At 69.3% G+C, this 26550-nt stretch carries 26 protein-coding genes; 5 read left to right on the forward strand and 21 right to left on the reverse strand.

Annotated elements, in window-relative coordinates:
• Nucleotides 1–15 precede the first annotated feature (15 nt).
• Complete coding sequence (gene mnmA, locus G7B71_RS05040) at nt 16–1134, forward strand: tRNA 2-thiouridine(34) synthase MnmA (RefSeq protein ID WP_166038510.1); 1119 nt, start codon at nt 16–18, stop codon at nt 1132–1134.
• Here mnmA and G7B71_RS05045 read toward each other — a convergent pair.
• The 10 genes from G7B71_RS05045 to ftsH all read right to left on the reverse strand — a co-directional run bounded on the left by G7B71_RS05045 (nt 1062) and on the right by ftsH (nt 10429).
• A complete protein-coding gene (locus tag G7B71_RS05045) occupies nt 1062–2420 on the reverse strand; it encodes an APC family permease (protein WP_166038512.1) in 1359 nt (452 codons plus the stop codon). The genes mnmA and G7B71_RS05045 overlap by 73 nt on opposite strands.
• A gap of 6 nt (nt 2421–2426) precedes the next feature.
• Nucleotides 2427–3170: a hypothetical protein gene (locus G7B71_RS05050; RefSeq protein ID WP_166038514.1), complete on the reverse strand. Its 744-nt coding sequence runs from the start codon at nt 3168–3170 to the stop codon at nt 2427–2429.
• Nucleotides 3171–3173: 3 nt separating this feature from the next.
• Complete coding sequence (locus G7B71_RS05055; RefSeq protein WP_166038516.1) at nt 3174–3725, reverse strand: demethoxyubiquinone hydroxylase family protein; 552 nt, start codon at nt 3723–3725, stop codon at nt 3174–3176.
• Nucleotides 3722–4240, reverse strand: coding sequence for a disulfide bond formation protein B (locus tag G7B71_RS05060; protein ID WP_166038518.1), 519 nt, complete (start codon nt 4238–4240; stop codon nt 3722–3724). Before G7B71_RS05060 ends, G7B71_RS05055 begins: the two co-directional genes overlap by 4 nt.
• Before the next feature lie 15 nt (nt 4241–4255).
• Nucleotides 4256–5602 carry a S41 family peptidase gene (locus G7B71_RS05065; protein WP_166038520.1) on the reverse strand — a complete coding sequence of 449 codons (1347 nt, stop codon included), beginning with the start codon at nt 5600–5602 and terminating at the stop codon, nt 4256–4258.
• A gap of 77 nt (nt 5603–5679) precedes the next feature.
• Nucleotides 5680–6825, reverse strand: a complete 1146-nt coding sequence (locus tag G7B71_RS05070; RefSeq protein WP_166038522.1) for a peptidoglycan DD-metalloendopeptidase family protein — start codon at nt 6823–6825, stop codon at nt 5680–5682.
• A 4-nt stretch (nt 6826–6829) separates the two neighbouring features.
• Nucleotides 6830–7252 carry a 23S rRNA (pseudouridine(1915)-N(3))-methyltransferase RlmH gene (locus tag G7B71_RS05075; protein WP_166038524.1) on the reverse strand — a complete coding sequence of 141 codons (423 nt, stop codon included), beginning with the start codon at nt 7250–7252 and terminating at the stop codon, nt 6830–6832.
• A 38-nt stretch (nt 7253–7290) separates the two neighbouring features.
• Nucleotides 7291–7680 (reverse strand): ribosome silencing factor, encoded by a 390-nt coding sequence (gene rsfS, locus G7B71_RS05080; RefSeq protein ID WP_166038527.1) that lies wholly within the window; start codon nt 7678–7680, stop codon nt 7291–7293.
• 9 nt (nt 7681–7689) lie between these two features.
• Nucleotides 7690–8388, reverse strand: coding sequence for a nicotinate-nucleotide adenylyltransferase (locus tag G7B71_RS05085; protein WP_207774717.1), 699 nt, complete (start codon nt 8386–8388; stop codon nt 7690–7692).
• A gap of 70 nt (nt 8389–8458) precedes the next feature.
• Nucleotides 8459–10429, reverse strand: coding sequence for an ATP-dependent zinc metalloprotease FtsH (gene ftsH / locus G7B71_RS05090; RefSeq protein WP_166038528.1), 1971 nt, complete (start codon nt 10427–10429; stop codon nt 8459–8461).
• Nucleotides 10430–10605: 176 nt separating this feature from the next.
• Here ftsH and G7B71_RS05095 point away from each other — a divergent pair, with 176 nt between their 5' ends.
• Nucleotides 10606–11274, forward strand: a complete 669-nt coding sequence (locus G7B71_RS05095) for an antitoxin Xre/MbcA/ParS toxin-binding domain-containing protein (RefSeq protein WP_166038531.1) — start codon at nt 10606–10608, stop codon at nt 11272–11274.
• Nucleotides 11271–11861 (forward strand): RES family NAD+ phosphorylase, encoded by a 591-nt coding sequence (locus tag G7B71_RS05100; protein WP_166038534.1) that lies wholly within the window; start codon nt 11271–11273, stop codon nt 11859–11861. Before G7B71_RS05095 ends, G7B71_RS05100 begins: the two co-directional genes overlap by 4 nt.
• A gap of 66 nt (nt 11862–11927) precedes the next feature.
• On the opposite strand, the gene G7B71_RS05105 is transcribed toward G7B71_RS05100, so the two are convergent.
• From G7B71_RS05105 to ptsP, 6 genes are all read right to left on the reverse strand, one after another.
• Nucleotides 11928–12413, reverse strand: coding sequence for a hypothetical protein (locus G7B71_RS05105; protein WP_166038536.1), 486 nt, complete (start codon nt 12411–12413; stop codon nt 11928–11930).
• Between the two features lie 250 nt (nt 12414–12663).
• A complete protein-coding gene (locus G7B71_RS05110) occupies nt 12664–13506 on the reverse strand; it encodes a hypothetical protein (protein WP_166038538.1) in 843 nt (280 codons plus the stop codon).
• 41 nt (nt 13507–13547) lie between these two features.
• The gene (gene tilS / locus G7B71_RS05115) at nt 13548–14519 is read right to left on the reverse strand and encodes a tRNA lysidine(34) synthetase TilS (protein WP_166038540.1); all 972 of its coding nucleotides are present in this window, start codon (nt 14517–14519) and stop codon (nt 13548–13550) included.
• A 21-nt stretch (nt 14520–14540) separates the two neighbouring features.
• Complete coding sequence (locus tag G7B71_RS05120) at nt 14541–15401, reverse strand: tetratricopeptide repeat protein (RefSeq protein WP_166038543.1); 861 nt, start codon at nt 15399–15401, stop codon at nt 14541–14543.
• Nucleotides 15402–15568: 167 nt separating this feature from the next.
• On the reverse strand, nt 15569–16372 hold the full coding sequence (locus G7B71_RS05125) for a helix-turn-helix domain-containing protein (RefSeq protein WP_166038545.1): 804 nt from the start codon (nt 16370–16372) through the stop codon (nt 15569–15571).
• A gap of 71 nt (nt 16373–16443) precedes the next feature.
• Entirely contained in the window at nt 16444–18717 is a 2274-nt protein-coding gene (gene ptsP, locus G7B71_RS05130; protein ID WP_166038547.1) for a phosphoenolpyruvate--protein phosphotransferase, read from the reverse strand.
• Nucleotides 18718–18913: 196 nt separating this feature from the next.
• Here ptsP and G7B71_RS05135 point away from each other — a divergent pair, with 196 nt between their 5' ends.
• Nucleotides 18914–19339 (forward strand): response regulator, encoded by a 426-nt coding sequence (locus G7B71_RS05135; RefSeq protein WP_166038549.1) that lies wholly within the window; start codon nt 18914–18916, stop codon nt 19337–19339.
• 330 nt (nt 19340–19669) lie between these two features.
• Here G7B71_RS05135 and G7B71_RS05140 read toward each other — a convergent pair whose 3' ends face one another.
• Both G7B71_RS05140 and G7B71_RS05145 read right to left on the reverse strand, forming a co-directional pair.
• Nucleotides 19670–20437: a LytTR family DNA-binding domain-containing protein gene (locus tag G7B71_RS05140; RefSeq protein ID WP_166038551.1), complete on the reverse strand. Its 768-nt coding sequence runs from the start codon at nt 20435–20437 to the stop codon at nt 19670–19672.
• 56 nt (nt 20438–20493) lie between these two features.
• Entirely contained in the window at nt 20494–21699 is a 1206-nt protein-coding gene (locus tag G7B71_RS05145; RefSeq protein WP_166038553.1) for a histidine kinase, read from the reverse strand.
• A gap of 245 nt (nt 21700–21944) precedes the next feature.
• Between G7B71_RS05145 and G7B71_RS05150 the strand changes: the two genes are divergently transcribed.
• On the forward strand, nt 21945–22889 hold the full coding sequence (locus G7B71_RS05150; protein ID WP_166038555.1) for a hypothetical protein: 945 nt from the start codon (nt 21945–21947) through the stop codon (nt 22887–22889).
• Between the two features lie 37 nt (nt 22890–22926).
• Here the strand turns inward: G7B71_RS05150 and G7B71_RS05155 are convergent, their stop codons facing one another.
• From G7B71_RS05155 to lysA, 3 genes are read right to left on the reverse strand one after another with little or no spacing between them, the layout of a single operon-like run.
• Complete coding sequence (locus G7B71_RS05155; RefSeq protein ID WP_243406109.1) at nt 22927–23961, reverse strand: nitronate monooxygenase; 1035 nt, start codon at nt 23959–23961, stop codon at nt 22927–22929.
• A complete protein-coding gene (locus G7B71_RS05160) occupies nt 23958–25196 on the reverse strand; it encodes an aspartate kinase (RefSeq protein WP_166038557.1) in 1239 nt (412 codons plus the stop codon). The genes G7B71_RS05155 and G7B71_RS05160 overlap by 4 nt, the downstream gene beginning before the upstream one ends.
• Before the next feature lie 35 nt (nt 25197–25231).
• Nucleotides 25232–26494, reverse strand: a complete 1263-nt coding sequence (lysA, locus tag G7B71_RS05165; protein WP_166038559.1) for a diaminopimelate decarboxylase — start codon at nt 26492–26494, stop codon at nt 25232–25234.
• Between the last annotated feature and the right edge of the window lie 56 nt (nt 26495–26550).

The raw sequence follows: 26550 nt of genomic DNA on the forward strand, positions 1-26550 counted from the left end.
CCTATGTGGGCGGCGATGATCGCCGACTTCCAGCTCGCCAAGCCGCTCGCGGACTCGCGAATCGTCGTCGCCATGTCGGGCGGCGTCGACAGCTCGGTCGTGGCCGCGCTCGCCGCCAAGAGCGGCGCCGAGGTGATCGGCGTGACCCTGCAGCTCTACGACCATGGCGAGGCGGTCGGCCGCGCCAAGAGCTGCTGCGCCGGGCGCGACATCTATGACGCGCGCACGGTCGCCGATAAGCTCGGCATCGCCCATTATGTGTTCGATTTCGCCTCGCAGTTCCGCGAGGGCGTGATCGAGAAGTTCGCCGACGACTATGCCCGCGGGCGCACGCCGATCCCTTGCGTCCAGTGCAACCAGGGTGTGAAGTTCCGCGACCTGCTTGGAATCGCCCGCGACCTCGGCGCCGACTGCCTCGCCACCGGCCATTATGTGCGCCGCGTGGAGACTCCGGACGGGCCGCAGCTCCACCGCGCCGCAGATCCGGCGCGCGACCAGAGCTATTTCCTGTTCGCGACGACCCGCGACCAGCTCGCCGACCTCAGGTTCCCGTTGGGCGGCTTGCCCAAGCCGGCGGTGCGCGAGCTGGCGCGCGAGCTGGACCTGCTGGTCGCCGACAAGCCCGACAGCCAGGACATCTGCTTCGTCCCCAATGGCGACTATGCCTCGGTGGTGAAGAAGGTGCGGCCGGAGGCGGCGGTGCCGGGCGAGATCGTCGACCTCCAAGGGCGCGTGCTCGGCCGCCATGGCGGTCTCATCCATTTCACCGTCGGCCAGCGCCGCGGTCTCGAGATCGGCGGCCAGCCCGAGCCGCTCTACGTCGTTCGCCTCGAGCCGGAGACCCAGCGCGTCGTCGCCGGGCCGAAGCGCGCGCTGGCGGTGAGGGCTGCACAGCTCAGCGGCCTCAACTGGCTCGGCGAGGACCAGAGCCACGGTCTCACCGCCAAGGTGCGGTCGCTGGCGCGGCCCGCTCCAGCGCGGATCGAAGTGGCCGAGTCAGGCGCGACGGTGACGTTCGAAACGCCCGAATATGGAGTGGCGCCCGGCCAGGCGGCGGTGATCTATGACGGCGACCGCTTGCTCGGCGGCGGCTGGATCGAGGAAACCGTGGCCGCGGAGCTCGAGGCCGCTTGACGGCGGGCCAGCGCGAACAGGACTGACCCGCCCGCGACAAGGGCGAGCAGGGTCAGCCAGGACGCCCATTGCGACTGGAGCGCCGCCCATAGGCAGACCGCGATAGCGGCAGCCACCAGCGCCCAGACGCCAGCCCGCATCGGCTCGCCGGCGCGGCGGCGCAGGCGCGGGAGGGCGGCGATGCTCGACGAATAGACGACGAGGCGGGCAAGCGTGCTCGCCACCGCCAACCAGACGAAGCTGGAGCTGATCGCAAGCACTGCCGCCAGCACACCAAGGAACAGGATCGAGTTCGCCGGCGTGCTGAAGCGCGGGCTGATCCGGCCGAACCAGCCGGGCAGGAGGCCGTCGCGGGCGAGCGCATAGGTCGCGCGCGGCGTGGCCGTCATGTTGCCGCTGAGGTTGCCGCCGAGCGAGAAGAGGGCTGCGGCGGTCAGGATCGCGGCGCCTAGCGGCCCCGCGACAGTGCGACCGAATTCGACCAGCGGCGCGTCGCCGCCTTCGCCCGGCGCCATCACCGACACGTAGGCCAGCTGGACGATGAAATAGAGGCCCGCGGTCGCGACGATGGTTGCGAGCAGGGCGCGGGGAATGGTGCGCTTCGGGTCGGCGGTCTCGCCGGCGGGGACGACGCTGTTCTCGAACCCGACGAAGGCATAGAGGACGAGAAGCGCCGCGACCTCGACCTCGCCGAGCGCCGGCAGCGCGGTGGGCATTTCGAACGCCCCCGCCGTGGTCAGTCCCCACAGGGCCATCAGCAGCAGCGGAGTGGCCTTGAGGATGGTGAGGGCGTCGAGCAGCCGGATGGCGCGCTTCACCCCGACGATGTTGGCGAAAGTGAGCAGCGCGACCAGCGCCACGATCGCGAGCGCCCGCGGAAGCCCGTCCTTCAGCCACGGCGCGAAGGCGGCGACATAGGTGACGAAGACGTTGGCGTTGGCGGCGAGCGCGGTGGTGCGCGCGACATAGTAGATCCAGCCGAGCTGGAAGGAGGCGAGCGGGCCGAACACCGCGCCATAGGCGACCGGCCCGCCGGACTCGGAAAAGTGGCCGGCGACCTTGGCGAACGGGATGGCCACCACCAGCACGAGCAGGCCGAACAGCGGAAACAGCCAGGGGCTGAACGCGCCGAAATCCGCATAAAGACTGGCCGGCAGAGCGAAGATGCTCGCCCCGATCACCCCGTTGAACGACAGAAAGGCGGAGCCGGTGAAGCCGATGTCGCGGCGCAGGCCGTCCCCGGCCTCCGCCGCGCCTTCCGCCGCGCCGCTGTTGATCCCCGCCAAGAGGATTTATTCGTCCGGCTGCTGCTGCTGCTGCTGGGCCTGGGGCGAATTGGCGGGCACGACCCGGCCGCCGATCGGGATGACCGGCTCGCCGGCCGGCTGGGTCGGCGCGGGCGTGCCGTCCGGATAGGTGCAGGTGATGATCACCATCTCGGTGCTCGGCGGGCACAGCTGGCCCGGCTCGATCTGAAGGGCCTGGACTCGGCGGTTGCCGCCGGCGCTGAGCTCGGCCTCGGACGACGCCTGGTTGATTCCGGCGAGGCGCTGCTGGCGCGCTTCCTCGATCAGGCGCGCCCAATTGACCTCGGGCCGGCCGCGGCGCTCGGCCACCGCCTGGTTGATCAGCTGCTGGTTGCAGCCGGTCCAGCCGCCCGGGCCGACCGGGGTGCAGCTGCCGATGCCGCCGCGGCCGACATAGGAAAGCTCGATCGCGCGGTTGGTCCAGGCCTGGTTCTCGGGCGCGTCGGGGTTGCCCCGCAGATTCTCCGGGATCCGGAAGCGGTCGCTGTTGGGCAGGCGCGCGCAGACGTTGATCGTGTCGGGATCGGTGCTCGGCGGGCAGGCGTCGTCACCGAAGATGTAGATCTGGTTGACCTGCATGTTGGCGACGTCCTCGACGGTCGGCTCGGCCGGCACCGGCGTGGTGCCGAGCGCGCGCGCCGCCTCCGGGTTGGGAACGCCGGGCTGCCCGCTCTGCGCCGCGGCGGCGGTGGCTGAGCAGGCGGCGAGAAGGAAGAGCAGGGCACGCATGAGTCAAATCCTCTTGGACAGGAATATGGCTGCGCGGCAGCCGGCGCGGATGGCGGAATAGAGCAGGGGATAGGCGAAGGCGCTCTCGGCGCCGTGGGCGAGGGCGGTGTCGCGGTGCTCGACCTCCTCGGCCTGGAATTCCTCGATGGCGGACGACAAGGCGGGATCGCCGTCGCCGAGCGCGCGCAGCTGCTCGCCATAATGGGCGTCGATCTCGTCCTCGACCGCGGCGGTGCAGGCCATCGCCGCGCTCGGGCTCATCAACGCGGTGGCAGCGCCGAGCGCATGACCGGCGGCGTGCCAGAAGGGCTGGAGGACGGTCGGCCGAACACCGCGCTCGACCATCATCCGGTCGAAATGGGAGAGGTGGCGCTCTTCCTGGTTGGCCATGTGGGCGACGATCCGCGCCGTGGGATGGCGGGTGCCAAACACTGCAAGCTGGCCGGCATAGATCCGGGTCGCGCCATATTCGCCGGCCTGGTCGACGCGCAGCATGGAGTCGGTGTCGGGGCGCTGGTCCCCGGGACGCCAGGTCGGGCGCGCCGCGGCGGTCATGCCAGCGCCAGGTCCTTGGGCCGTTTGAAGCTCAGCCATAGAATCACCAACGCGGCAGCGATCGAAAGGATCGCGTTCCACCCGGCCATCGAGATGCCGAGGAACTCGAACTGAATCTCGTCGCAGCGGACCATCGGCGCGTTCATCACCGAACGCAGCAGGTCCTCGGTCGAGGCGCCGGTGACCATCGACGTGCATTGGGTCGCGCCTTCGAACAGGCCCGCCTCGACCCCGGCATGGTAGCCGCCGATGGCGCCGCTGGTGAGGATGGCGAACGCCGCCAGCCACACGAAGGAGCGGCCGCGGTCCGGCATGCGCGCGAGCAGATAGGCGCCGATCGCGAAGGCGAGGCCGGCCCAATGCGCGTAACGCTGCCAGTAGCACATCTCGCACGGCGCGAGGCCGCCGAGATATTGCGAGCCATAGGCGCCGGCGAGCAGGGCCGCGGGCACGCCGAAGGCGATCGCCTTGGTGGCGCTCAGCGCGTCGAAGCCGGCGCTTTTCACTTCAGTCATGGTCAACCGGTCCGATCAGCGACGGGACGTCGGCCGGGCGTCACCGCCGGTTCCCGCCTGCTGGACGCGGCCGAGCCGCGAGATCGTCTGAAGCGCATAATGGAGCTGGTAGTCCTCGATCCCGCGCTGCTCGAGCTGCGCCGGCGTGGCGGCGAAGCGCGGATCCGGCCGGCCGTCGTCCTGGATCACGTCCTCCTGAACCGCGGTCTCGTTGATGAGATGACGGCGAAGGTCGGATTCGCGGATTCGGCTGCGCGAGCGGTAATCGGGATCGCTCAGTTGCGGCACGGCGATGTCCGGATTGACGCCGCCTTCCTGCACCGAACGGCCCGACGGCGTGTAGTAGCGGGCGGTGGTGAGCCTGAGCGCGGTATTGCTGTTGCCGAGCGGGACGAGGGTCTGGACCGAGCCCTTGCCGAAGGTGCGCTCGCCCATCACGAGGCCGCGGCGATGGTCCTGCAGGGCGGCGGCGACGATCTCGGCGGCCGAGGCGCTGCCGGCATCGACCAGAACCACGATCGGCTTGCCGTTGGTGACGTCGCCGGGCTCGGCATAGAAACGCTCGATGTCGGTGCGGCGGCGGCCGCGCTGCGACACCACCTCGCCGCGCTCGAGGAACAGGTCGGACAGGCCGATCGCCTGGTCGAGCAGGCCGCCGGGGTTGGAGCGCAGGTCGAGCACATAGCCGAGCGGCGCGGTGTTCGGGTTGCGCTCCATCTCGGCGATGGCGCGGCGCGCCATGTCGGTGGTGTTGCGGTTGAAGGTGGTGACGGTGATGATCCCGACGCGGTCGCGCACTTCCGAGCGCACTGCCGGGATGTCGATGATCGCGCGGGTGACGGTGAGCTCGAGCGGCTGATCGCGGCCGGCGCGGACGACCCGCAGGCGCACCGACGTGCCGGGGTCGCCGCGCATCCGCTCGACCGCCTCGTCCAGCGTGCCGCCGAAGAACAGCTGGCCGTCGATATGGGTGATGAAGTCGCCCGCCTTGATGCCGGCGCGATCGGCCGGGGTGCCGCGCGTCGCCGCGATCACCTTCACGGCTCCGTCCTCCATCGTGACGGTGAGGCCGAGACCACCATAATTGCCGTCGGTGGTGCTCATCAGATTCTCGAAGTCACTCGCGTCGAGATAGGAGGAGTGCGGGTCGAGGCTGGCGAGCATGCCGTCGATGGCGCCGCGGATCAGCCGCTCGTCGTCGACCTGGTCGACATATTCGGAGCGTACACGGTTGAGAACGCTGACGAACTCGTCGAGATTCTGATAGGTGTCGACCTCGACCTGGGCGAGCGCGGCAGTGGTGGCGGGGACGAGGGCGACAGCTCCGACCAAGGCCAGCGAGCGGAAGAGATTGCTGTTCATATGAGTCCCATATGGAGGGTCGACTGAGGCCTTTACAGGCTTTCTAGGCCTTAAGAAAGCAACGCTGGATGAACGGATCACCCGGCCAGGGCGGCGGTGACCGGAACCGGGCGGCCGTTGTGGCGAAGCTCGATCGTCACCGGCTCGCCGCCGCCGCGGGCGCGGCCAACGACGGCGCCGCGCTGGACGCGCTGGCCGGGCGACACGCCGATGCCCGCGAGGTTGGTGACGAGAGACGTCCAGCCGCCGCCATGGTCGAGGATGACGACCGACCCGTAGGAACGGAACGGCCCCGAGAAAGCGACTCGGCCGTTCGACGGCGCGCGCACCACCGCCTGGGGCTCGACCTCGAGGGTGAGGCCGCGGGCATGAACTCCGGCTTCCGACAATTCGCCAGTGCCGGTGAGCACTCGCCCCCGCACCGGAAGCAGGAAATTGCCGCGCGCCGCCGCCGCCGCGTTGCCGCCGGGACGCGGCGCCGGGCCGTCGAGCTCGGCCAGGCGAGTCGCCAGCCGGCGCTGGAAAGCGCGGTCGCGGACCACCTCCTCGAGGCCCCGGGCTTCCTCGCCGAGCGCAAGCGCGCGGTCGGATTCGCGCAGCGCGAGGTCGGCGAGGCCTTCGGAGCGGGCACGCTGGCGGGCCTCCAGTTCGGCCAGCGCGGTGCGGCGGGCGCCGAGCTCGCTGCGGCTGGCGACCAGCGCTTGGCGCGCCATCTCCTCCTGGGCGAGCAGGGCGTTGGCGCGGTCGATCTCGGCGCGCAGGCCGGCGGTGCGGGCGCGGATCTGCGGCAAGGCCGCGGCGAGGACGGCGCGCACGCGCATCGCGTCATCGAGGCTGCCGGGCTGGACGAGCGCGAGCGCGGGCGGCCGTCGCGAAAGATTCTGGAGCGCGGCGGTGAGGCGGATGAGCGGACCCTGGCGTTCGGCGAGGCGGGCGCGCTGAATCCTCAGCTGCGCGGCGATGAAGGCGCTTCGTCCCTCGGCGGCGGTGATCTCGGCCTCGGCCGCCTCGATTCGGGCGACGAGGCTCTCGGCCTCCGCACGGGCGCGCGCGGCGTCGTCGGTGGCCTCGGCCGCCTGGCGCTCCAGCTGGTCGGCGCGCTGCTGCGCCTCGCGGGCCTCGTTGATGGCGGCGCGGAAGCTCGCCGGGTCGACGCGCGGCGCGGCGACGGCGAGGCTGCCGCCGGTGAGGCTCAGGGCCAGGATCGCGATTCCGGCACGCACCGCCTCATCCTTCCCGATGATAGGGGTGGTTCGCAAGGATGCTGGCCGCGCGCCAGAGCTGTTCGGCAAGCATGGCGCGGGCCATGAGGTGCGGCCAGGTCGCGCGGCCGAAGGAGATGATGAGGTCGGCCTCGGCGCGCTCGGCGTCGCCGAAGCCGTCGGCGCCGCCGATCCGGAACTGCGCCTCGCGCGCGCCGCCGTCGCGCCATCGCTCGAGGCGTCCGGCGAGCTCCATCGAGGAGAGATTGTCGCCTTTCTCGTCGAGCAGGATCAGCGCGCCTGACGCGGGACGCGGCGGCACCTTGCCGCCGCTCTCGGGCAATTCAGTGACTTTGGTCGCCCAGGAGAGGCGGCCGAGATAGCGTTCGACCAGCTCCGCCTCCGGCGAGCGCCCGATCTTGCCGCGGGCCACGATGTGGAGGAGCATCGCTTATCCGTCCCCGGCGCAAGCCGGGGAGGAACCGATCACGCCCCCGCCGCGGCGGGGCGGGCGCCTTCCTCGAAAGCCCACATGCGTTCCAGATTGTAGAAGCTGCGAACCTCGGGCCGGAACAGGTGCACGATGACGTCGTCGGCGTCGATCAGCACCCAGTCGGCGACCGGCAGACCCTCGACTCGCACGTTGCGGCCGAGCTCCTGCTTGATCCGCTCGGACAGCTTCTGAGCCATGGACGAGACCTGGCGGCTCGAGCGGCCGCTGGCCACGACCATATAGTCGGCGATGTTGGATTTCCCGGAAAGCGGGATCGACACCACCTCGACCGCCTGATCGTCATCGAGGGAACGGAGGACGAGGTTGTGAAGCGCCTCGGCCTGGGCGTGGGCTTCCGTGGAAGCGGGAGCGGGTACGGGCAAACGGCCTCCTTATGTCACGAGCCGCTGCGTGACCTGGTCACGCAAGCTCTTCGGGTTGAACGAATAGTCGTCGGATTCGTGCCAATCGGGACGGGCTGCGCGGATGGCGGTGGCTGACGTCGGGTCGGGCGGCAATTGAAGCAGCACGAGCGCCGGCAAACTCCCCATCGTCCGGTTCCGAACCTGGTCCGCGGATAGGACGAAGCGCCGCAGCCAGCCCATGGCAGGTGCCTGATGGGCCTCGCCATCATAACCGGGGCGGCCGGCAACGGCAATCGGCACCGTTTGCGCAATGTCCTGCCACTGCTTCCAGAGGTGGAACTGTGACAAATTGTCCGCACCCATCAGCCACAGGAACTGGCGGTCCGGGAAGCGGTCGATGAGCGCGTGCAATGTCTCGAGCGTGTAGCGCGTGCCGAGCTCCTGCTCGATCGCGGTGACCTTGATCGCGGTGCCCTCGGCGGCGCGCACCGCCGAGGCGAAGCGGGCCGGCAGCGGCGCCATGCCTTCGCGGGGCTTCAGCGGATTGCCGGGCGACACCAGCCACCACATGTCGTCGAGCCCGAGCGCATCGATCGCCGCGAGGCTGATGTGGCGGTGGCCGCGATGGGCAGGATTGAACGAGCCGCCGAGAAGGCCGGTGAGGATCAAGCCGGGGCTCCGGGCGACCAAAAGCGCATGCCGCAGGCGTGGCAGGCCGGGCGCCATTTTGAAAGACCGCAAACGAAAAGCGGCGGACCCGAAGGCCCGCCGCTGGTTCGTTCAAAGGCCGGTCGGTTCAGGCGCCCTGCGGTGCCGGGTCGCCGATCCCGCCGCCGCCGCCGCCGCGGGGGCGGCGGGTGCTCGGGATCGACGCGCCCGAGGCGGGGATCAGCGGCGGCTTGGACAGCGGGTCCTCGCGGCCGATATCCTCGCCCCTGATCGCGCGCTTCGACTCCTCGCCGGTCAGGGTCTCGAACTCGAGCAAGGCGCCGGCAAGGCGGTGAAGCTCGTCGAGATTCTCGGTGAGCACCCGGCGGGCCTCGGCCTCGCCTTCCTCAACGAGGCGGCGAACCTCCTGATCGATCAGGCGCGACGTCTCTTCCGAGACGCTCTGGCTACGCGCGACGCTGTGGCCAAGGAACACCTCTTCCTGGTTGGCGCGATAGCGCAGCCAGCCGAGCTTCTCGCTCATGCCATATTCCATGACCATCGCCTGGGCCATGTCGGTGGCCTGCTGGATGTCGTTGGACGCGCCGGTGTTGAGGCTGTCCTCGCCATAGATGAGCTGCTCGGCGATGCGGCCGCCGAAGCAGAGCGCGAGGCGCGCCTTCATCTGCTTCATGCTCATCGAGTAGCGGTCGCGTTCCGGCAGGTTCCAGGTCACGCCCAGCGCACGGCCGCGCGGTATGATCGTGACCTTGTGGAGCGGGTCGCAGCCGTCGACGTGGAGCGAGACGAGGGCGTGGCCGGCCTCATGATAGGCGGTCGCCTTCTTCTCCTCGTCGGTCATGACCATGGACTTGCGTTCGGCGCCCATCATGACTTTGTCTTTGGCTTCCTCGAACTCCTTCATCGCGACGAGGCGCTTGCCCTTGCGCGCGGCGAGGAGGGCGGCCTCGTTGACCAGGTTGGCGAGGTCGGCGCCGGAGAAGCCGGGGGTCCCGCGGGCGATGGTGCGCGAATCGACGTCGGGGGCGAGCGGCACCTTCTTCATGTGAACCGCCAAAATCTTCTCGCGGCCCTCGATGTCCGGGCGCGGCACCACGACCTGGCGGTCGAAGCGGCCCGGGCGGAGGAGCGCCGGATCGAGAACGTCGGGACGGTTGGTCGCGGCGATGATGATGATGCCTTCGTTCGCCTCGAAGCCGTCCATCTCGACGAGCAGCTGGTTGAGGGTCTGCTCGCGCTCGTCATTGCCGTTGCCGAGGCCGGCGCCGCGATGGCGGCCGACCGCGTCGATCTCGTCGATGAAGACGATGCACGGCGCGTTCTTCTTCGCCTGCTCGAACATGTCGCGCACGCGGCTCGCGCCGACGCCGACGAACATCTCGACGAAGTCGGAGCCCGAGATGGTGAAGAAGGGCACGTTGGCCTCACCCGCGATGGCGCGGGCGAGAAGCGTCTTGCCGGTGCCGGGCGAGCCGACGAGCAGGGCGCCCTTGGGGATCTTGCCGCCGAGGCGGGCGAACTTGGTCGGGTCCTTCAAGAACTCGACGATCTCCTGCAATTCCTCGCGCGCCTCGTCGATCCCGGCGACGTCGTCGAAGGTGACCTTGCCATGCTTCTCGGTGAGCAATTTGGCCTTGGACCGGCCGAAGCCCATCGCGCCCGAGCCGGCATTCTTCTGCATCTGGCGCATCACGAAGAAGGCGACGCCGAGGATCAGAAGGAAGGGCAGCGATTGGTAGAGCAGAAGCATCCAGATGCTGGTCTGCGCCTCCGCTTCCATCGCGAAGGTGACGTTGTTGTCGCGAAGCCGCTTGACCAGTTCCGGGTCGGCGCCGAGCGTCGAGTTGGTCGCGAACTGCTGGTCGTCGCCGAGCCGGCCGCGGATCGAATCCTTGCCGATGATGACGCTCTTCACCGAGCCGTCCTCGATCTTGTTGAGGAATTCGGAATAGGTCATCGAGTCGCGCGCGGCGCCGCGGCCGCCGTCGATCATCTGCACGAACAGGACCAGCCCCAGGAGGATGCCGGCCCAGATCAGCAGGCTCTTCATCCACGGATTGGCGGAGCCCTGCGGATCCTTGTTGTTGTCGTCGCTCATCGGTCGTCCCTGTTGGGGGTGCGCGCTCAAGATAGGCATTCGGCGGGCCGGCGCAATGTAGCCGCGCGAAGTGAATGGGGGCTTACGGGCGAGTAGGCGAACAATTCGGACAAAGTGTACATACTGGACAAATAGAGCAGGATGACCTATATCCACCCGACGCAATAGGAGTCACGATGTCCGCCACCGAGCTCGAGCGCCCGATCGCGAGGAAGGTCGCGAAGGATGTCGAGGGGATCGTCGCCCGCTATGCGGGGGAATTGGGTCTCGTCGCCGGCGAGCTTGCCCGGATCGTCGGCCTCGTGACCTCCGCCCTCGTCGAGCTTCCGGTTTCCGAGCGCCGACATCTGGCGAGCCAGCGGGACAGCGCCGACTTTGTCCATGACCTGGCCCGCCTGCTGGGAGAGGCGAAGTCCGCGACGGTGGGAAGCGGGACCGGCTTCGGCCCGCTCATAGCTCGGGCGGAAGGCCGCAAGCGCCTTGCCGCCCGCGCCGTAACCCTGCCCATCGAGGAGTGGGCCGGAGAGGTTGCCGGCTCGACGCAGCTTCAGCGCGACTTGGGCATCCAGCGTTCGACGCTCCATGAATGGCAGCGCAGGGGCGAGGTTGTCGGACTCCTTCGCGGCACGCGCAACCATGTGTTTCCGACGGCGCAGTTCATCGATGGCCGGCCGCTGAAGGGCATCGGCCCGATCCTGGCGATCGCGCGGTCGCCGCGGGTCGCCTGGCTTTGGCTGGTCACGCCAAACCCAAATCTCGCCGACCGCCCGCCGATCGACCTCCTCAGGGAGGACCGGGCCGACGAGGTCGTCGAAGCGGCGCGGGAGGCGTTCGACGGCCAATGAAGCTCAACGCGGACACGCTCTCCGCGCTGACGCTTCCGTTCGACGCCACCGGCTATCTGCGCATCATCTGGGACGATTACCGCGCAACCCCGACCGGCATGGGCGATGGCAAGACGCGCTTCGCGAGCCCCGACGACAGCTTCAAGCTCCTCTATGCCGCGCGCGACCTCGCGACTGCGATCGCCGAGACGATTGTTCGCGACCGATTCGAACGGCGAAGGAAACGCCAGCTGATGGAGGAGGAACTCGACCAGCGGGCGATCGCGAGCCTCGTGTGCACCACGAAGCTCCGACTGCTCGATCTTCGTGGTTCCGGCACCAACCGGCTGGGCGTCTCCACCGACGTGGTGCGCGGAAAGTCGCAACGTCCGGGCCGCAGCTTCAGCGCGAGGCTGTATCGCGAGTCGTCGCTCGACGGCATCATCTATGCGTCGAGGATCACCAATGACGACTGTGTCGCCGTCTACGACCGCGCCGCCGCGAAGCTGGATCCGAACTGTCCGGTCGCCGACCTGTGTGCGCTGGCCGACCTCGTCCCGGCGCTCGACGCGCTGGACGTCGAGGTGATCGCCCGCGCGGGCCGGTGAGACGGCTCCGCGGGTTTCCTGTCGGTCGCGGTTGCCGGGCCGGCCGGTGACCTGCCTCGCGACCGCTCAGTGGTGCCGGCGCGAGCGGTGCTTGAGAATGCCGAGCTTCTCGAGGCGGCGGCGGAGCCGGCGGCGGTCGCGCTTCGGGTCGATCGCGGTCCTCAAGTACATGACGCCCGCGACGACGAAGCCGACGAGCACGGTGACCCCGATCAGCTGGAGGATGATCCCGATCCCCATGCGCAGCACGGGCGGCAGCCACGGGGCCATGATGACCACCGGCAGAAGAGTCATCGCGGCGGCGATGGCGATTCCGATGACGATCTGGTCGTTGCGCCTTCGGCGGACGCCGCGGAGGAGGTAGATGCCAAGGGTGCGGGCGGCATAGACGTAGAGGGCGAGCCAGCCGAGGATCTCGGCGAACAGGCGCCAGCTCTGCGGCGCCGCGGCGGTCATGTCGGTGAGAGCGTCGAGGCCGACGAAGAAGCCGGGCACGAGCAGCAGGCAGCCGATGCCCACCGATGTCGACTCGTGATGATGTTCCTTCGCCATTCCGCTTCACCCCCAACCAGCGCGCGGAGCGTAGCGGGCGAAAGCGGCCGAGCACAAGCCGCCGCGGTGCCGATCCGGCCGCGCCGCGCTAGAGGACCTGGGCGATGAGCAAAGCGAGGGTCGCCACCGCCACGCCCACCATTCCGAATACCAGCCGACCTTCCACGACCTCGCCTCCCTGGCCTGTGCCGGAGAGACGCCGCCGCGGGAGCGATCCCGCATTTTTCTGCTGCGTTGATCCGCTAATCGGTCATCCCTGCCGAAGCCGCTCGGCGAGCAGGGCGGCGAAGCCGGCGCCGCGGTCGGGCGCGAGGTCGAGATAGAGGTCGGGCTCGATCAGCTCCAATTCCATCACGCGGGGGCGGCCGTCGGAATCGGGGACCATGTCGACCCGGGCGTAGAAGGGCGGCTCGGGCGACGCGGCGATGGCGGCGCGGGCGAGCTGCATCTCCTCGTCGCTCGGCTCGACCAGGGTGAAGGCGCCGCCATATTCGCGCTGGACGCGGAAATCGCCGGGGGCGGCGACCTTGCGCACGGCATGGGCCGGGGCGCCGGCGAAGAAGAAGATCGACAGCTCGCCCTGGTCCAGCACCGCCGGCATGAACGGCTGGATCATCGCGTCGGCGAGGTTCGGGGCGGGATCGGCCGGGCCGACCCGGCTGGTGTAGGAGGCCGAGGCCGAGATCCGCGGCTTCACCACCAGCTCGTCGGCGCCGAAGGCGGCGCGGGCGGCGGCGAGCTCGGCGTCGTTGGCGAGGCCGACGAAGCGGGTCGGAACGACCGGGACGCCGGCGGCCTGGAGATCGTCGAGATAGCGCTTGTCGCTGTTCCAGCGCAGCAGGCCCGGTGCGTTGAGCAGCGGCACGTCATCGGGCCAGGCGGCGAGCAGGGTTTCCCAGCGCGCCGGCTGGAGGTGATAGCCCCAGGCGAGCTGCGCCCAGGCCGGGCGGACGGGCCGCGCATTGGGCCACGCGACCGGCTCGAGCGTGATGCCGTGCGGCGCGAGCAATTGCGCGTACATCGCGATGCGCGCCTCCCACACATCGCGGAACTGGTTGTAGCTCGAGTCCGGGGTGAGGAGGGTGACGTGCATGCGTGGCCCTTAGCATGACGGGGCGGCGCGGCGACAACCGCTCAGGTGCGGCGCGGCGGGGCGAGGGTGAGGCGCCAGGTGTCGCCGGGCTCGGCCTTGACTCCGGCAAGGGTGGCGGGGCGGCCGTCGAGCAACGTATCGAGCAGGGTCATGAGCTTGGGACCGGGGACCGCGGTCTCATCGGTGAAATTGGCGAGCGCGCAACGCAGCAGGCGGCGCTGGAGCTCACGCGGGAGGTCGCGCGCATCGATGGTGACGCAGGCCTGGTCCTCGGCGCGCCGAAGCCTCGCCTCCACGACGCGCTCGGTCGTCCAGGCAAGGGCCTCCTCCGCGTCGAGCAGGTTCGTCGCCGATGCAGCGATGCGGACAGGGTTCAGCCAGGGCGCCGAGTCGAGGAGCCGGCGGGCATGGGTGCGGTCGAGGCGGTCGTCGTCGTTGGTCGGGTCGACGACGGCCTGCAGGCCCGCAGCCTCGACGATCGCGACCAGCTCGGCCTTCCTCCAGCCGAGAAGCGGCCGGACGACGACGTCGGACTTCGTGGCGGGCCAGGCGTTGACCGCTCGCACTCCTGCGAGGCCGGCGACGCCCGAGCCGCGCGCGAGGCGCATCAGCAAGGTCTCGGCCTGGTCGTCGACATGGTGGGCGGTCGCAATCCATTCGCAGCCGGCGCGGCCCGACCAGGCCCTCAGCGCTTCGTAGCGCGCTCGGCGAGCGAGGGCCGGGACGTTGCTCGCGGGCGCCTCCGACCAGCCCGGGGCGAGGACGGCGTGGGGAACGCCGAGATCGTCGCAGATGCGGGCGACGAAGCGCGCTTCTCCCGCGCTTTCCTCGCGCAGGCCGTGATCCACCGTCGCGGCGACAACGGCGCCGGGATAGGCCGCGGCGGCGAGGAGGAGCAGAGCGAGGCTGTCCGGGCCGCCGGAGACGGCGACCCCGAGCTTTTCCGGCCGCCCTTGCGTCAGCCCCTGGAGGTCGACCTTGAACCTTGCGACGAGGGCAGGATCAGGCGCCATCGCCCGGCCCTGCCCCTGGGGTCAGCTGCAGCGCGCCGCGCGGCGCGCCGCGGGCAGGCGGGTGCGCAGGAAATCGCGCATGTTCGGATAATTCTGCTCGAGCTCGTCATAGACCGGGCACGCCTCGCTGCGCCGGTCGAGGCGGACCAGCGCCTCGCCGAGGAAGAACAAGCTGTCGGCGGCGCGCTCGCCGCGCGGGTCGTCCTGATAATTGCCGAGGAAGACTCGCGCCGCGGTCGCCGGCTTGCCGTCGTCGAGATAGGCGCGGCCGGCGAGGTTGCGCGCCCAGCTCGCCCAGCGGCTGCGCGGATAGCGCTCGGCGACCGCGGTGAGGGCGGTCTGCGCCTGCGCGTAATTGCGCGCCTCCCACAGGCGGAAGCCGGCATTGTAGGCGGCCTCGGCCGGGTCGGTCGCGGTGGCCGGCTGAGTCGCCGGGGTCGAGGGACGCTCGACGATCGGCTCCATGGTCGGCATCGTGGTCGCTGGAGTCGTGGTCGGCTCGGGGGCGGGCGCCGAGGTCTGCTCGATTCGGCCGAGGCGGGTCTGGGTGTCGGTGCGCAGCTGGTTGAGCTGCTCCTCGAGCTGGCGCATGCGGTAGCCGTTTTCCTCGGCCTGGCCGGTGATGCGGGCGAGCTGCGCCTCGATCGCGTCGACTCGCGCGTTGAGGGTCGAGAGGGCGTCGCCGGTGTCGACGGTCGGCCGGGTCGGAGTCGCCGGGCGAAGCTCCGGGTCGACGGTGGCGCCGGCGCCGCCGGGGAAGACCCGGCGCTGAATCGCGCGCATTTCCTGCTCGAGGCGGTCGACCCGCCGCTCGACAGTCGGCTGCGCCAGTGCCGGCGTGGCCGCGCCGAGCAGCAGCATGGCAATCAAAATCTTACGCATTCACCCCGTCCCCGCTGACGATCCGCCTCGCGGCCATGTTATTGAAGGTTAAAGCCTGTCGCCAGCCTTAAGCATGGCCGGCGCGGAGGCGGAAGCCCGCACTTTTGCGGGGGAGGTCGGTCGCGATTGCCGGGCCGGCAGGTGATACCACCTGCCTCGCAATCGCTCTAGGGCCGCGACGGCGCCGGCTGCGCCTGGCCCTGCGCACGAGCGGCCAGATCCTCCGAACGGAGGCTGACGTCGCCGACCGGCTGGCCCGACGGCCCGAGCTGCGGGATCGCGGTCTGGCCGACCGTGACTCTTAGCGCCTCGGGCGCGCCGACGCGAAGCATCGGGCGGGTCGCGGTGGCGGGAACCTGGTAGGTCTCGCCGGCCTGCAGCGTGCGCTCGACGATGGTCGCTCCGCCGGCCTCGTAGACTCGCAGCCAGACCTGGCCGGTCGCGGTCAGGGTGACCGGCTGGCCGGCCGCGGCCTGGGGCTGCGGCTGGGCGGCGGGCTGGGCCTGCTGCTGCTGGACGGGCTGCTGCTCGACGGGGGCGGGCTGCGCCTCCTCCTCGCTGCCGAGCTGCGAGCGCCAGATCAGATAGCCGGCGATCAGCACCAAGGCGAGCAGGCCGGCGATCCAGGCGAGCGGGCGCGACGGGACGCGGGCGGGATCGGGCGGCGCATAATATTCGGTCGAGATGGTCGAGCCGCGCTGGGCGCCGCCCAACTGGTCGCGCAGCTCGCGGCCGATCTCGGCGCCGTCGAGTCCAACCGCATTGGCGTAATTGCGGCCGAACCCGACCGTGTAGGTCAGCGCCGGCAATTCCTCATACTTGCCGTCCTCGATGCTGCGCAGATGGCGTATCGGAATGCGCGTCTGGGCGGCGACTTCCTCAAGGCTCAGGCCGCGCGCCTCGCGCGCCTCGCGCAGCCGCTGGCCGACGCTGTTGCCGCCCTCTTCCTGTTCAAATTCCGCTTCGGCCATCCGGCACCCGGCTCCTCACCTATATTTTGTCGTGTCGCGGTCTGGCCGTCATAGCAGCGCGCCGGACTTGATCAACTCAACGAGACATTCTGTTTCGCCGCCCATTCGGCCAGCGTGGCGCGCATATTGTCGGGCGGCCGCTCCAGCATCCGCTCCATCAACTCGGTGGCGGCGGCGAGGTTCAGCGAGCGGATCATCGCCTTGATCGGGCCGACCGCGACAGGAGTGATCGAAAAGCGGCGAAGGCCGATGCCGATCAGCGCCATGCATTCGAGGGTGCGCCCGCCCATCTCGCCGCACACGCCGACGGCGACCTCGGCCTCGTCGCAGGCGCGAACGATGCGCCTGAGGAAGCGAAGGATCGCCGGGCTGAGCCAGTCGTAGCGCTCGGCGAGCTTGGGATTGGAGCGGTCGGCAGCGAACAGGAACTGGGTGAGATCGTTGGTTCCGATCGACAGGAAATCGATCTTGGGCAGGAGGATGTCGAGCGCCTCGGCGAGCGCCGGAACCTCCATCATCGCGCCGTAGCGGATCGCGGTCGGCAGCTTCTTGCCGCGCGCGGCGAGCCAGGCGCGCTGCTCCTCGACCAGGCGCTTGGCCTCGTCGAACTCCCAGGGCTCCGAGATCATCGGGAACATGACGTGCAGCTCGCGGCCCGCAGCGGCCTCGAGCAAGGCGCGCGACTGGGCGCGCATCAAGGTCGAGCGGTCGAGCGCGAGGCGAAGCGCGCGCCAGCCGAGCGCCGGGTTCTCCTCGCCTTCCTCGAGCCCGTGGAGATAGGGGAGCTGCTTGTCGCCGCCGACATCGACGGTTCGGAACACGACCGGCTTTCCGTCGGCGGCGTCGAGCACCGAGCGGTAGAGGCGCTGCTGGCTCTCGCGGCGCGGCAAGGTCGCCGATACGAGGAACTGGAACTCGGTGCGGAACAGGCCGATGCCGTCGGCGCCGACCGCGCCCAGGGCGGCGGCGTCGTCGCGCAGGCCGGCATTGACCATCACGGTGATGCGCGTGCCGTCGCTGGTCACCGGCGGCACGTCGCGCAAAGCGGCGAAGGCGGCGCGGCGCTTCTGGCCCGCCTCCAGCTTGGCGTTGAACGCCTCCTCGATCGCCGGCGTCGGGCGCACGAACGCGACCGCCTCGTCGCCGTCGATGAGCACGGTGTCGCCTTCGGAGATCGCCTGGCGGGCGTCGGCGACGCGGCCGATCACCGGCACGCCCATCGCCCGCGCGACGATGATGACATGGGCGGTGAGCGACCCTTCCTGGAGGATCACGCCCTTCAACTTGCGCCGGTCATATTCGAGCAGCTCGGCCGGGCCGAGATTGCGCGCGATGAGGATGGCGTCGTGCGGCAGGCCGGCCTGCGCCGCCGTGCCAAGCTGGCCGGACACGATGCGCAGCAGCCGGTTCGACAGGTCGTCGAGGTCGTGCATTCGCTCGGCGAGCAGCGGATCGTCGATCTCGGCCATGCGCCGCTTCATGCGCTGGCGAACCCGCTCGATCGCCGCCTCGGCGGTCAGTCCCTGGTCGATCGACTCGTTGATGCGGCGCGACCAGCCCTCGTCATAAGCGAACATCTTGTAGGTCTCGAGGACCTCGTAATGCTCGCCGGCCGTGCCGAATTCGGCCTGGGTGGTCATCGTGTCGATCTGCTCGCGCATCTTGCGGAAGGCGGAGTAGACGCGGTGGCGCTCGGCTTCGATATCCTCGGCGACGGTGTGCTCGATGAGGATTCGGGGCTGGTGATAAACGGCGGTGCCGCGGGCCATGCCGACGACGAGCTTCAGTCCCTTGATGCGCGCCATGCCCGCCTCGCGGTCGGCTTCGCCGGCCTTGGCGCGGCGGTCGATCAGGCCGGCATTGGCGATCAACTCCGACAGTACCATCGCGACGGTCTGCAGCGCCTCGATCTCGAGATCGTCATAGGCGCGCGGCTCGGCATGCTGGACGGCGAGGACTCCGACGGCGCGCTCCTGGCGGATGATCGGGACGCCGGCGAAGCTGTGGAAGGTCTCCTCGCCGGTTTCGGGACGATAGGCGAATTCGGGATGGCTCGCCGCCTCGGCGAGATTGAGCACCTCGACATTCTTGGCGATGGTGCCGACCAGGCCCTCGCCATTGGCCAGCTTGGTGACGTGGACCGCGCTCTGGTTGAGCCCGACCGTGGCGTAGAGCTCGAGCACCCCGTCGCGCAGCAGATAGATCGAGCAGACCTCGCTCACCATCGCCTCGGCGACGATCTTCACGACCTTGTTGAGCTTTGCTTGCGGTCCGATGCGCGAGGCCATCACCTCGTGAAGGCCCGTCAAAATCTCGCGGGCGGAAGCGATTGAGGCCTCGGGCATAAGTCCGGCTAACAGATGCCGCGCCAGCTTCCAACTGTCGCCCGGATCGCGCGGCTATCCGCGGTGCTTAACGTGGAGCAGGGTCGCGACGCTTGGCCGGCGAGGGCGGCTCCGCTATCCTGCCGCCGACCCCGGTCGGGCGGATCGAAGTTCCGGTCCGTTCGTCTTCTGCGGGTATCGGCATTCGGAGACATCCTTGGAGCCTGGTCCGGAACATGTGACGCCTCGCATCCTGATCGTGGATGACGAGATCCTGACCGCCCATTCGATCGAGACGGCGGTCCAGTCGCGCGGCTGGGAAGTGGTCGGCCCGGTCGACCAGATGGAAACCGCGCTGAGCACGGCCGGCAACGAGGAAATCCACGCCGCGGTGCTGGACCTCAATGTCGAGGGCCGGCTGGTGTGGCCGGTCGCGGCCGTCCTCAAGGACCGCGGCGTGCCGTTCCTGTTCCTCACCGGCTATCATGAAAGCCAGGTGGTCCATCCGGACTACGAGGACGTGCCGACGCTCGGCAAACCGTTCATCGAGCGCGAATTGCTGGCGCATATCGCGCGCCTGCTGAACGACCCGAGCGGCCCGCCGGCGGGCGATCCGCCGGTCCAGCCGCTCGAGGGCGACTGACCCTCCGCGCGCCGCATTCGTCGGCGCGGCTTCCTTCTTTGTCGACGCGCGGTCCCGCACGTCGATCCCGCGCGCGCCGTCGTCGCATCGGCCCTGCCTCTCCCGCCCGCCCGTCCTAGCAGGGGATCGGCGGCGCCGTGGCGCGCCGTCGCTGCCACGAGGAGAGGCGAAATGTCTGCGGAATCCTTCCGGACCTGGTCGACCTTTGCCGCTGCATTGTTCCTCAGCACGATGCTGCTGTCGGCCGCCACTACCGTTCCGCTGGTCTGAGCGGAGCATAGATAATCGCGGGCCAGGCGAGCGGCAGCGGCGCTGCTGCCCGCGGCCGCTCTAGTCGAAGTTGAGCGCGCCCTTGACCGCCGACACGTAGCTCGGCCCGACCTGCACCTCGGCGCCGCCCTGGAGCACCAGGCACAAGGAGCGCCCCGACCGCTTCACTTCCGTCACCTTGTCCGGCCGAACGAACGCGGAGCGGTGGACCCGAAGCAGCGGCGAATGGGCGAGCCGCTCCTCGAGCGCGGCCATGGTGATGCGCAGCAGGTGGCTGCGCATGCTGGTGTGGAGCAGCACATAGTCGCGCGCCGCCTCGATCCAGTCGATCGTATCGATCGGCACGCGGCGCTGGCCGTGGCGCTCGGGCACCCAGAAGCCGTCATCGTCATGGGCGCGCGGCGCGGCGCCGGACTTCAGCGCCGCGACTTCCTCCTCGAGCTGGCCGGCACGGGTCTCGGCGGCGCGCAGCGCCCTGCGCCGGCGGGCGCGGTCGACGGCCTGGCGCAGGCGGTCGAAGCGGACCGGCTTCAGCAGATAGTCGGCGGCGTCGACGTCGAACGCGTCGGGCGCATAATGTTCGTGGGCGGTGACGAAGACGATCTCGGGCCGAGGCTCGATGTCGATGTCGGCGGCGGCGCGAAGGCCGTTCTTGCCCGGCATCTGCACGTCGAGGATGACGAGATCGGGCGTGAGCTGCTGGATCTTCTCCAGCGCCTCGTCGCCGTCGCCGGCCTGGCCGACCAGCTCGACTCCCTCGATGTCGGCGAAGAAGGTCTTCAGGCGATCGATCGCCAGAGACTCGTCATCGACCAGCAACACGCGCATGCGGCCACTCTCCCACTTCCCCAATGGATGTGAGTGGCGAGCAAACCGCCCGGGCGTCAAGCCTCTTGTGGGTTGCGGCAGACCGGAAGGGTGATGGTCGCCTCGTAACGGTCGTCCTTCGCGCCCGCCTCGAGCCTGCCCGCCCTGCCGTAGACGGCCGCGAGGCGCTGGCGGACGTTGATCAGGCCGACGCCGCTGGAGGCGTGGGCCGGTCCGGTCTGTTCCGCCGAAACGCAATTGGCGACGGTGATCTTGAGGTCGCAATCCTCGACGTCGCCGGTGATGGTGATCTTGGTCGGGCCGCGGGTGCGGGCGACGCCGTGCTTGATCGCATTCTCGACGAGCGGCTGGACCAGGAAGCTCGGGATCAGCGCCTCGCAGGCGGCGGGGCTGCAATCGACCTCGACGTCGAGTCGCTCGCCGAAGCGGACGCTCTCGATGTCGAGATATTCCTCGGTCAGCGCGAGCTCCTCCTCGAGCGGGATGAGCTCGCCGGGATCGGCGTTGAGCGAGGACCTGAGGAAGCTCGACAATTTGTCGGTCATGCGCTCGGCATCCTCGTTGCGCTGGGTGACGATCAGGGCGGAGATCGAGTTCAGCGCATTGAACAGGAAGTGCGGGTTCAGCTGGTAGCGCAGCGCCGCGAGCTGGGCGTGCTGGGCGTTGGCCAGCGCCTGGCTGAGCGCCAGTTCCTGCTTCAAGGCCGCGCGGCGGGCGAAGCCGACCTGGAACAGCGCCATGTTCACGCCGAACACGAGGATATAGTTGAGAAGCGACGGATAGGCGCGGGCCATGTCCGACGGCAGCTGCGCGAACAGGTGGTCGAGGCGGCTCGCGATCATGGTCTGGAAGGTGAGGTCGAAGGCGGTGTTGATCGTCGCGGTGACGATCACCGTCACCACCATCACGATCACGCGCTGGCGCAGCGGCTGGTCGACGGTTCGGCGGAACACCGCGAACATCGACAAAGCGAGCATGATCGACACCGGCACGGTCGAGCAGTCGAGCGCGACGCTGGTCCAGTTGGCGCCCTCGTAGCGCGCGATGATGATCGGAAGGAACAGCAGCAGCACGAACAGCCACAGCGACACGGTCAGAGCGATCGCCTCCGGCCAGCGGGCCTGGTTGGTGGCGCTCGGCAGCGGCAGCGCCGCCCCGGACGCGGTTTCGACCGGCGCCGGCGGAGCCAGTTGCTGGCGCAGCACCTTGGGGCAGTCGCGATCGGGGGAGAAGTCCGGCGTCGCCGAGAGCGCAATGTCCATCGAAGCACCATGCAATAACGCCGTGCAAAGGTGAAGAGCGGCGGGACGAAGCTGCCTTGCCCTGCGATGAACAAGACAGCGGCCACCGCGGATTTACTGAGTGCAGGCGCGACAGAAGCGGTCCGCCGGTCGAACGAAATGGCGTTTTCGTCGTGGGATGGCTGCCAGTCCAAATCGCTCGGCTAGCCGGACATTGCGGCAGGGGGTCCGGCCGCTTGTTTCCTCACGAGTGAAAGAACCAGAAGATGAGAATCCTGTTCAGCGTCGCCCTGGCGGCGGCGCTCCTGTTCGGCCACGCGCCCGCCGAGGCGCAGCTGGGCGGCCTTGGGGGGCTGGCCAACCGCATCGGCATCCGCAACCCGCTCGGCGGCAACGCGCCGGTCACCACCAGCATCGCCGACGCGCGCTGGGGCCAGCCCGAGCTCGACAATTTCACGCCGCGCGAGCGGGTCCGCCCGCTGATGGAGCTTCAGCGCACGCCCAATGGCGGCTTCGTTCTGCAGCCCGGCTATTACGAGATGCACACGCAGAGCTACTGCCTCCACGCCGGAACGCATGGGCCGGGCGGCGGCGACGGCTATCTCTACGCGCCGGTCAAGGGCCCGGCCGAGGATGCGATCATGACGATCCTGCGCGGCTCGGTGAACCACCCGGAGATCGAGCAGCGCAGCATCCAGACCTTGATCTGGGCGATCCTTGCCCGCGCCAAGTTCGAGGACCTGTCGGCCGAGCACAAGGCGGTCGCGGCGCGGCTGCTGACTCCGCGCCAGCTCGTCAGCCTCAACCGGAGCGCGCTTGACGTTCTGACCGGCCCGCTGCTCGAGCGCGCGATCGGCGGCGTGCCGGCGCCGCTGCGCGCCATCGCCCAGGCCGAGGCGCAATTGAGGCAGATGCTGACCACGCCGGGGGCGAGCTTCGCTGACATGGAGCGGGTCGCGGTGCTCGCCGGAATGGCGCCGATGGGCGCGGGCAGCCAGGGCGTGCCGTCGGGGCGCTGGAGCCTCCACCCGGACGGTTACTACATCCGCTACATCCCGCAGGGCTACAGCCACACTTTGGTGCAGATCTGGGTGGAGCAGGGCAGCCCCGCGGTCGGCCGGGAATATGACCCGGCGACCCATGTCGCGACGCCCGGCAACACCGCCCGCCAGCGCCTCGCCCAGTCGGGCCGGGTGTACGGCAATCACTAAGTGACTTTCCTCCCCGGCTCCGGCCGGGGAGGATATTTCAGCCCGAACGGCGCTCGAGGGCGTGGGCGGCTTCGTCGACGAGCTGCTTCAGGATCTCGGGGATGCTCTGCTCGGACTTGACCATTCCGACCGACTGGCCGGCCATCACCGAGCCGGTCTCGACGTCGCCGTCGATCACCGCTCGGCGAAGCGCGCCGGCCCAGTAATGCTCGATCTGGAGCTGGGCCTCGGCCATCTCGACCTTCTCCTCGTCGAGCAATTGGGCGACCTCGCGCTGCTTGGCGGCGAAGCTCTCCATCTCGCGATTCTTGAGTGCGCGGACGGGGATGACCGGGAGGCGCGGGTCGATCTGCACGCTGGTGATCGCGTCGCGGGCGGAGGCGCGGATGAACGCCTTCTTGAAGTTCGGGTGGGCGATGCATTCGTGGCTGCACACGAAGCGGGTGCCGAGTTGGCAGCCGGCCGCGCCCATCTCGAGGAAGCCCGCCAAGAGCCCGCCATGGCCGATGCCGCCGGCGACGAAGATCGGCACCTCGGCCGACAGCGGCGGCAATATCTCCTGGGCGAGTACCGAGGTCGAGACCGGCCCGATATGGCCGCCCGCCTCCATGCCCTCAATGACCAGGGCGTCGACTCTGGAGCGGATCAGCTTCTTGGCGAGGCTCAGCGCCGGGGCGAAGCAGATCAGCTTGGCGCCGCTGCCCTTGATCCGCTCGATCGCGCCGGGCGGCGGAAGGCCGCCGGCGAGGACGACATGGCCGACCTCATGCTTGGCGCAGACCTCGATCAGCTCATTGAGCTGCGGGTGCATGGTGATGAGGTTGACGCCGAACGGCTTCGACGTGCGCGCCTTGGTCTCGGCGATCTCGGTGTCGAGAAGCTCGGGAGTCATCGCGCCGCAGGCGATGACTCCGAACGCGCCGGCATTGGACAAAGCGGAGACGAGGTTGCGCTCGGAGATCCAGCTCATCGCGCCGCCTAGGATCGCGACCTCGCAGCCAAGGAAGTCGGCGCCGCGCTGCATCTGGCGCTTCAGCCGGTCGTGGCCGATGCTGTCCGGCGTGAAGTTCATTCGGAATCCTCTGAGTCGAGCCCGTAGGCGGTGTGGAGCACGCGCACGGCGAGCTCGGTATATTCCTCGGGGATCAGCACCGAGACTTTGATCTCCGACGTGGTGATGGCGAGGATGTTGATCCCGCGGTCGGCGAGCGTCTGGAACATCTGCGCGGCGATGCCCGCGTTGGAGCGCATGCCGACTCCGACCGCGCTTACCTTGACCACCTCGGTGTTGGTGACGATCTCGTCGAAGCCGACCTCGGCCTGAACCTTCTCGAGCTCGGCGGTGGTGTGGGCGAGCGAGGCGCGCGGCACCGTGAAGGTGAGAACGCTCTTCTCACCGCGGCGCGGAACGCTCTGCACGATCATGTCGACATTGATGTTGGCGGCGGCGAGCGGCGCGAAGATTCCCGCCACGGTGCCCGGCGAATCCGCCAGCCCGGTCAGTGTGACCATCGCCTCGTTCTTGTCATGGGCGATGCCGGTGATGACGTTTCTTTCCATGGGGCTGTCCTCAAGGGCGTCGTCGCCCACGATCAAGGTTCCCGGCCGGTCCTCGAACGAGGACAGGACCTGGAGCGGCATTCCGTAGCGCATGGCGAGGCCGACCGAGCGGGTCTGAAGCACCTTGGCGCCGACCGAGGCCAGCTCAAGCATCTCCTCATAGGTGACGAGGTCGAGCTTGCGCGCCTTGGGCACGATGCGCGGGTCGGTCGTGTAGACTCCGTCGACGTCGGTATAGATGTCGCAGCGGTCGGCCTTCATCGCCGCCGCGAGCGCCACCGCCGACGTGTCCGATCCGCCGCGCCCGAGCGTCGCCAGCTCGCCCTCGGCGGTGACTCCCTGGAAGCCCGGGATGACGGCGATGCCGCCGCCGTCGAACACGCGCTCCAGCACGTCGACGTCGATGCCTTCGATCAGGGCGGCGGCGTGGCCCGAGGCGAGAATGGGCAGCTGCCAGCCCATATAGGAGCGGGCGTTGAGCCCCATGCCCTGGAGGGTGATGGCGAGAAGGCCGCTGGTGACCTGCTCCCCCGACGCGACGACCACGTCATATTCGCGCGGGTCGTAGAGCGAGGCAGCCTCGCGGCAGAGATGGACGAGCCGGTCGGTCTCGCCGGCCATGGCCGAGACGACCACGGCGACCTGGTTGCCGCGCTCGGCCTCGCGCTTCACGAGCGACGAGACATGGCGGATGCGCTCGATGCCCGCCATGGACGTTCCGCCGAATTTCATCACGATGCGGGCCATATGCGCGGCGGCGATAGGGAGCGGCGCGCGCGCGGTCAACGCAGCCAGTCGGGAACGCTGTCCCGCTGGATCAAAGCCTCGAGCGGGAGGCGTTCGCGGACCACGGCCCAGCGGTCGCCGTCGACGAGGACTTCGGGAGTGAGCGGGCGGCTGTTGTAGGTGCTCGACATGGCGGCGGCGTAGGCGCCCGCGGTTCGGAACAGGATGAGGTCATCCTCGCCGACCTCGTCCATGTTGCGGGCGGTCGCGAAGGTGTCGCCGGTTTCGCACACAGGGCCGACGACGTTGGCGGTGAAGCGGCGGCCGTTCGGCTCGACGGCCTCGATCGCGTGCCAGGCATCGTACAAAGCGGGGCGCATGAGGTCGTTCATCGCCGCGTCGACGATGACGAAGGGGTGACTTGCGCCGGGCTTCACGCGGATCACGCGGGTCAGAAGGATGCCCGCATTGCCTGTGATCAGTCGGCCGGGCTCGAAGACGAGGCTCGCGTCCCAGTCGCGGGTCACGCGCGCGACCATCTCGCCATAGTCATAGGGGCTGGGCGGCGGTGGCAGTCCCGGATCGTAGGGCACGCCGAGGCCGCCGCCGAGGTCGGCCACCCTGATGTCGCAGCCGGCGGCGCGAAGGTCGCGGATCAGCTCGCCGATCTTGGTGAAGGCGCTTTCGAGCGGCGCAAGGCTGGTCAGCTGACTGCCGATATGGACGGCGACGCCCTGCAGCCGAAGGCCGGGAAGGCGGCTGGCATGGGCATAGGCGTCGAGCGCGTCGGCGAGGGCGACTCCGAACTTGTTGTCGGCGGCGCCGGTGGTGATCTTGGCGTGGGTGCCGGCCTCGACGTCGGGATTGATGCGGAAGCCCGCCGGCGCCTCGATCCCTAGCGACGCGGCGACGCGCGACAGAGTCTCGGCCTCGGCGACGCTCTCGATGTTGAACTGGAACAGGCCGCCGGTCAGCGCGAGCGCCATCTCGTCCGCGGTCTTGCCGACGCCGGAGAAGACGATCCTGTCCGGGTCCATGCCCGCGAAGCGGGCGCGGCTATATTCGCCGCCCGACACGACATCGGCGCCGAGGCCTTCCCGCGCCAGCGTCGCCAGCACCGCCGCATTGGGATTGGCCTTCACCGCATATGCGACGATCGGCTCGTCGAGCGCGGCCAGCGCCTGGTGCATCACCGCGGCGTGGCGGCGAAGGGTCGCGGTCGAATAGACATAGACGGGCGTTCCGACCGCGTCGGCGATCGCGGGCAGCGGCACGTCCTCGCAATGGGCGATACCGTGCCTCAGGTTGAAATGGTCCATGGCTTCCTTCGCGGAAAAAGCGTGGAACCGGAGCGCCGCCGGCTGGTAGGAGCGGC

It is taken from the genome of Sphingosinicella sp. YJ22 (assembly GCF_011320075.1).
Lineage (GTDB): Bacteria > Pseudomonadota > Alphaproteobacteria > Sphingomonadales > Sphingomonadaceae > Allosphingosinicella.

What these genes read in the sequence shown, in the direction of transcription:
- mnmA (WP_166038510.1), top strand. Translation starts at nt 16, where the DNA reads ATGATCGCCGACTTCCAGCTCGCCAAGCCGCTCGCGGACTCGCGAATC.
- G7B71_RS05050 (WP_166038514.1), bottom strand. Translation starts at nt 3,170, where the DNA reads ATGCGTGCCCTGCTCTTCCTTCTCGCCGCCTGCTCAGCCACCGCCGCC.
- G7B71_RS05055 (WP_166038516.1), bottom strand. Translation starts at nt 3,725, where the DNA reads ATGACCGCCGCGGCGCGCCCGACCTGGCGTCCCGGGGACCAGCGCCCC.
- G7B71_RS05060 (WP_166038518.1), bottom strand. Translation starts at nt 4,240, where the DNA reads ATGACTGAAGTGAAAAGCGCCGGCTTCGACGCGCTGAGCGCCACCAAG.
- G7B71_RS05065 (WP_166038520.1), bottom strand. Translation starts at nt 5,602, where the DNA reads ATGAACAGCAATCTCTTCCGCTCGCTGGCCTTGGTCGGAGCTGTCGCC.
- G7B71_RS05075 (WP_166038524.1), bottom strand. Translation starts at nt 7,252, where the DNA reads ATGCTCCTCCACATCGTGGCCCGCGGCAAGATCGGGCGCTCGCCGGAG.
- G7B71_RS05085 (WP_207774717.1), bottom strand. Translation starts at nt 8,388, where the DNA reads ATGGCGCCCGGCCTGCCACGCCTGCGGCATGCGCTTTTGGTCGCCCGG.
- ftsH (WP_166038528.1), bottom strand. Translation starts at nt 10,429, where the DNA reads ATGAGCGACGACAACAACAAGGATCCGCAGGGCTCCGCCAATCCGTGG.
- G7B71_RS05095 (WP_166038531.1), top strand. Translation starts at nt 10,606, where the DNA reads ATGTCCGCCACCGAGCTCGAGCGCCCGATCGCGAGGAAGGTCGCGAAG.
- G7B71_RS05100 (WP_166038534.1), top strand. Translation starts at nt 11,271, where the DNA reads ATGAAGCTCAACGCGGACACGCTCTCCGCGCTGACGCTTCCGTTCGAC.
- G7B71_RS05105 (WP_166038536.1), bottom strand. Translation starts at nt 12,413, where the DNA reads ATGGCGAAGGAACATCATCACGAGTCGACATCGGTGGGCATCGGCTGC.
- G7B71_RS05110 (WP_166038538.1), bottom strand. Translation starts at nt 13,506, where the DNA reads ATGCACGTCACCCTCCTCACCCCGGACTCGAGCTACAACCAGTTCCGC.
- tilS (WP_166038540.1), bottom strand. Translation starts at nt 14,519, where the DNA reads ATGGCGCCTGATCCTGCCCTCGTCGCAAGGTTCAAGGTCGACCTCCAG.
- G7B71_RS05120 (WP_166038543.1), bottom strand. Translation starts at nt 15,401, where the DNA reads ATGCGTAAGATTTTGATTGCCATGCTGCTGCTCGGCGCGGCCACGCCG.
- G7B71_RS05125 (WP_166038545.1), bottom strand. Translation starts at nt 16,372, where the DNA reads ATGGCCGAAGCGGAATTTGAACAGGAAGAGGGCGGCAACAGCGTCGGC.
- ptsP (WP_166038547.1), bottom strand. Translation starts at nt 18,717, where the DNA reads ATGCCCGAGGCCTCAATCGCTTCCGCCCGCGAGATTTTGACGGGCCTT.
- G7B71_RS05140 (WP_166038551.1), bottom strand. Translation starts at nt 20,437, where the DNA reads ATGCGCGTGTTGCTGGTCGATGACGAGTCTCTGGCGATCGATCGCCTG.
- G7B71_RS05145 (WP_166038553.1), bottom strand. Translation starts at nt 21,699, where the DNA reads ATGGACATTGCGCTCTCGGCGACGCCGGACTTCTCCCCCGATCGCGAC.
- G7B71_RS05150 (WP_166038555.1), top strand. Translation starts at nt 21,945, where the DNA reads ATGAGAATCCTGTTCAGCGTCGCCCTGGCGGCGGCGCTCCTGTTCGGC.
- G7B71_RS05155 (WP_243406109.1), bottom strand. Translation starts at nt 23,961, where the DNA reads ATGAACTTCACGCCGGACAGCATCGGCCACGACCGGCTGAAGCGCCAG.
- G7B71_RS05160 (WP_166038557.1), bottom strand. Translation starts at nt 25,196, where the DNA reads ATGGCCCGCATCGTGATGAAATTCGGCGGAACGTCCATGGCGGGCATC.
- lysA (WP_166038559.1), bottom strand. Translation starts at nt 26,494, where the DNA reads ATGGACCATTTCAACCTGAGGCACGGTATCGCCCATTGCGAGGACGTG.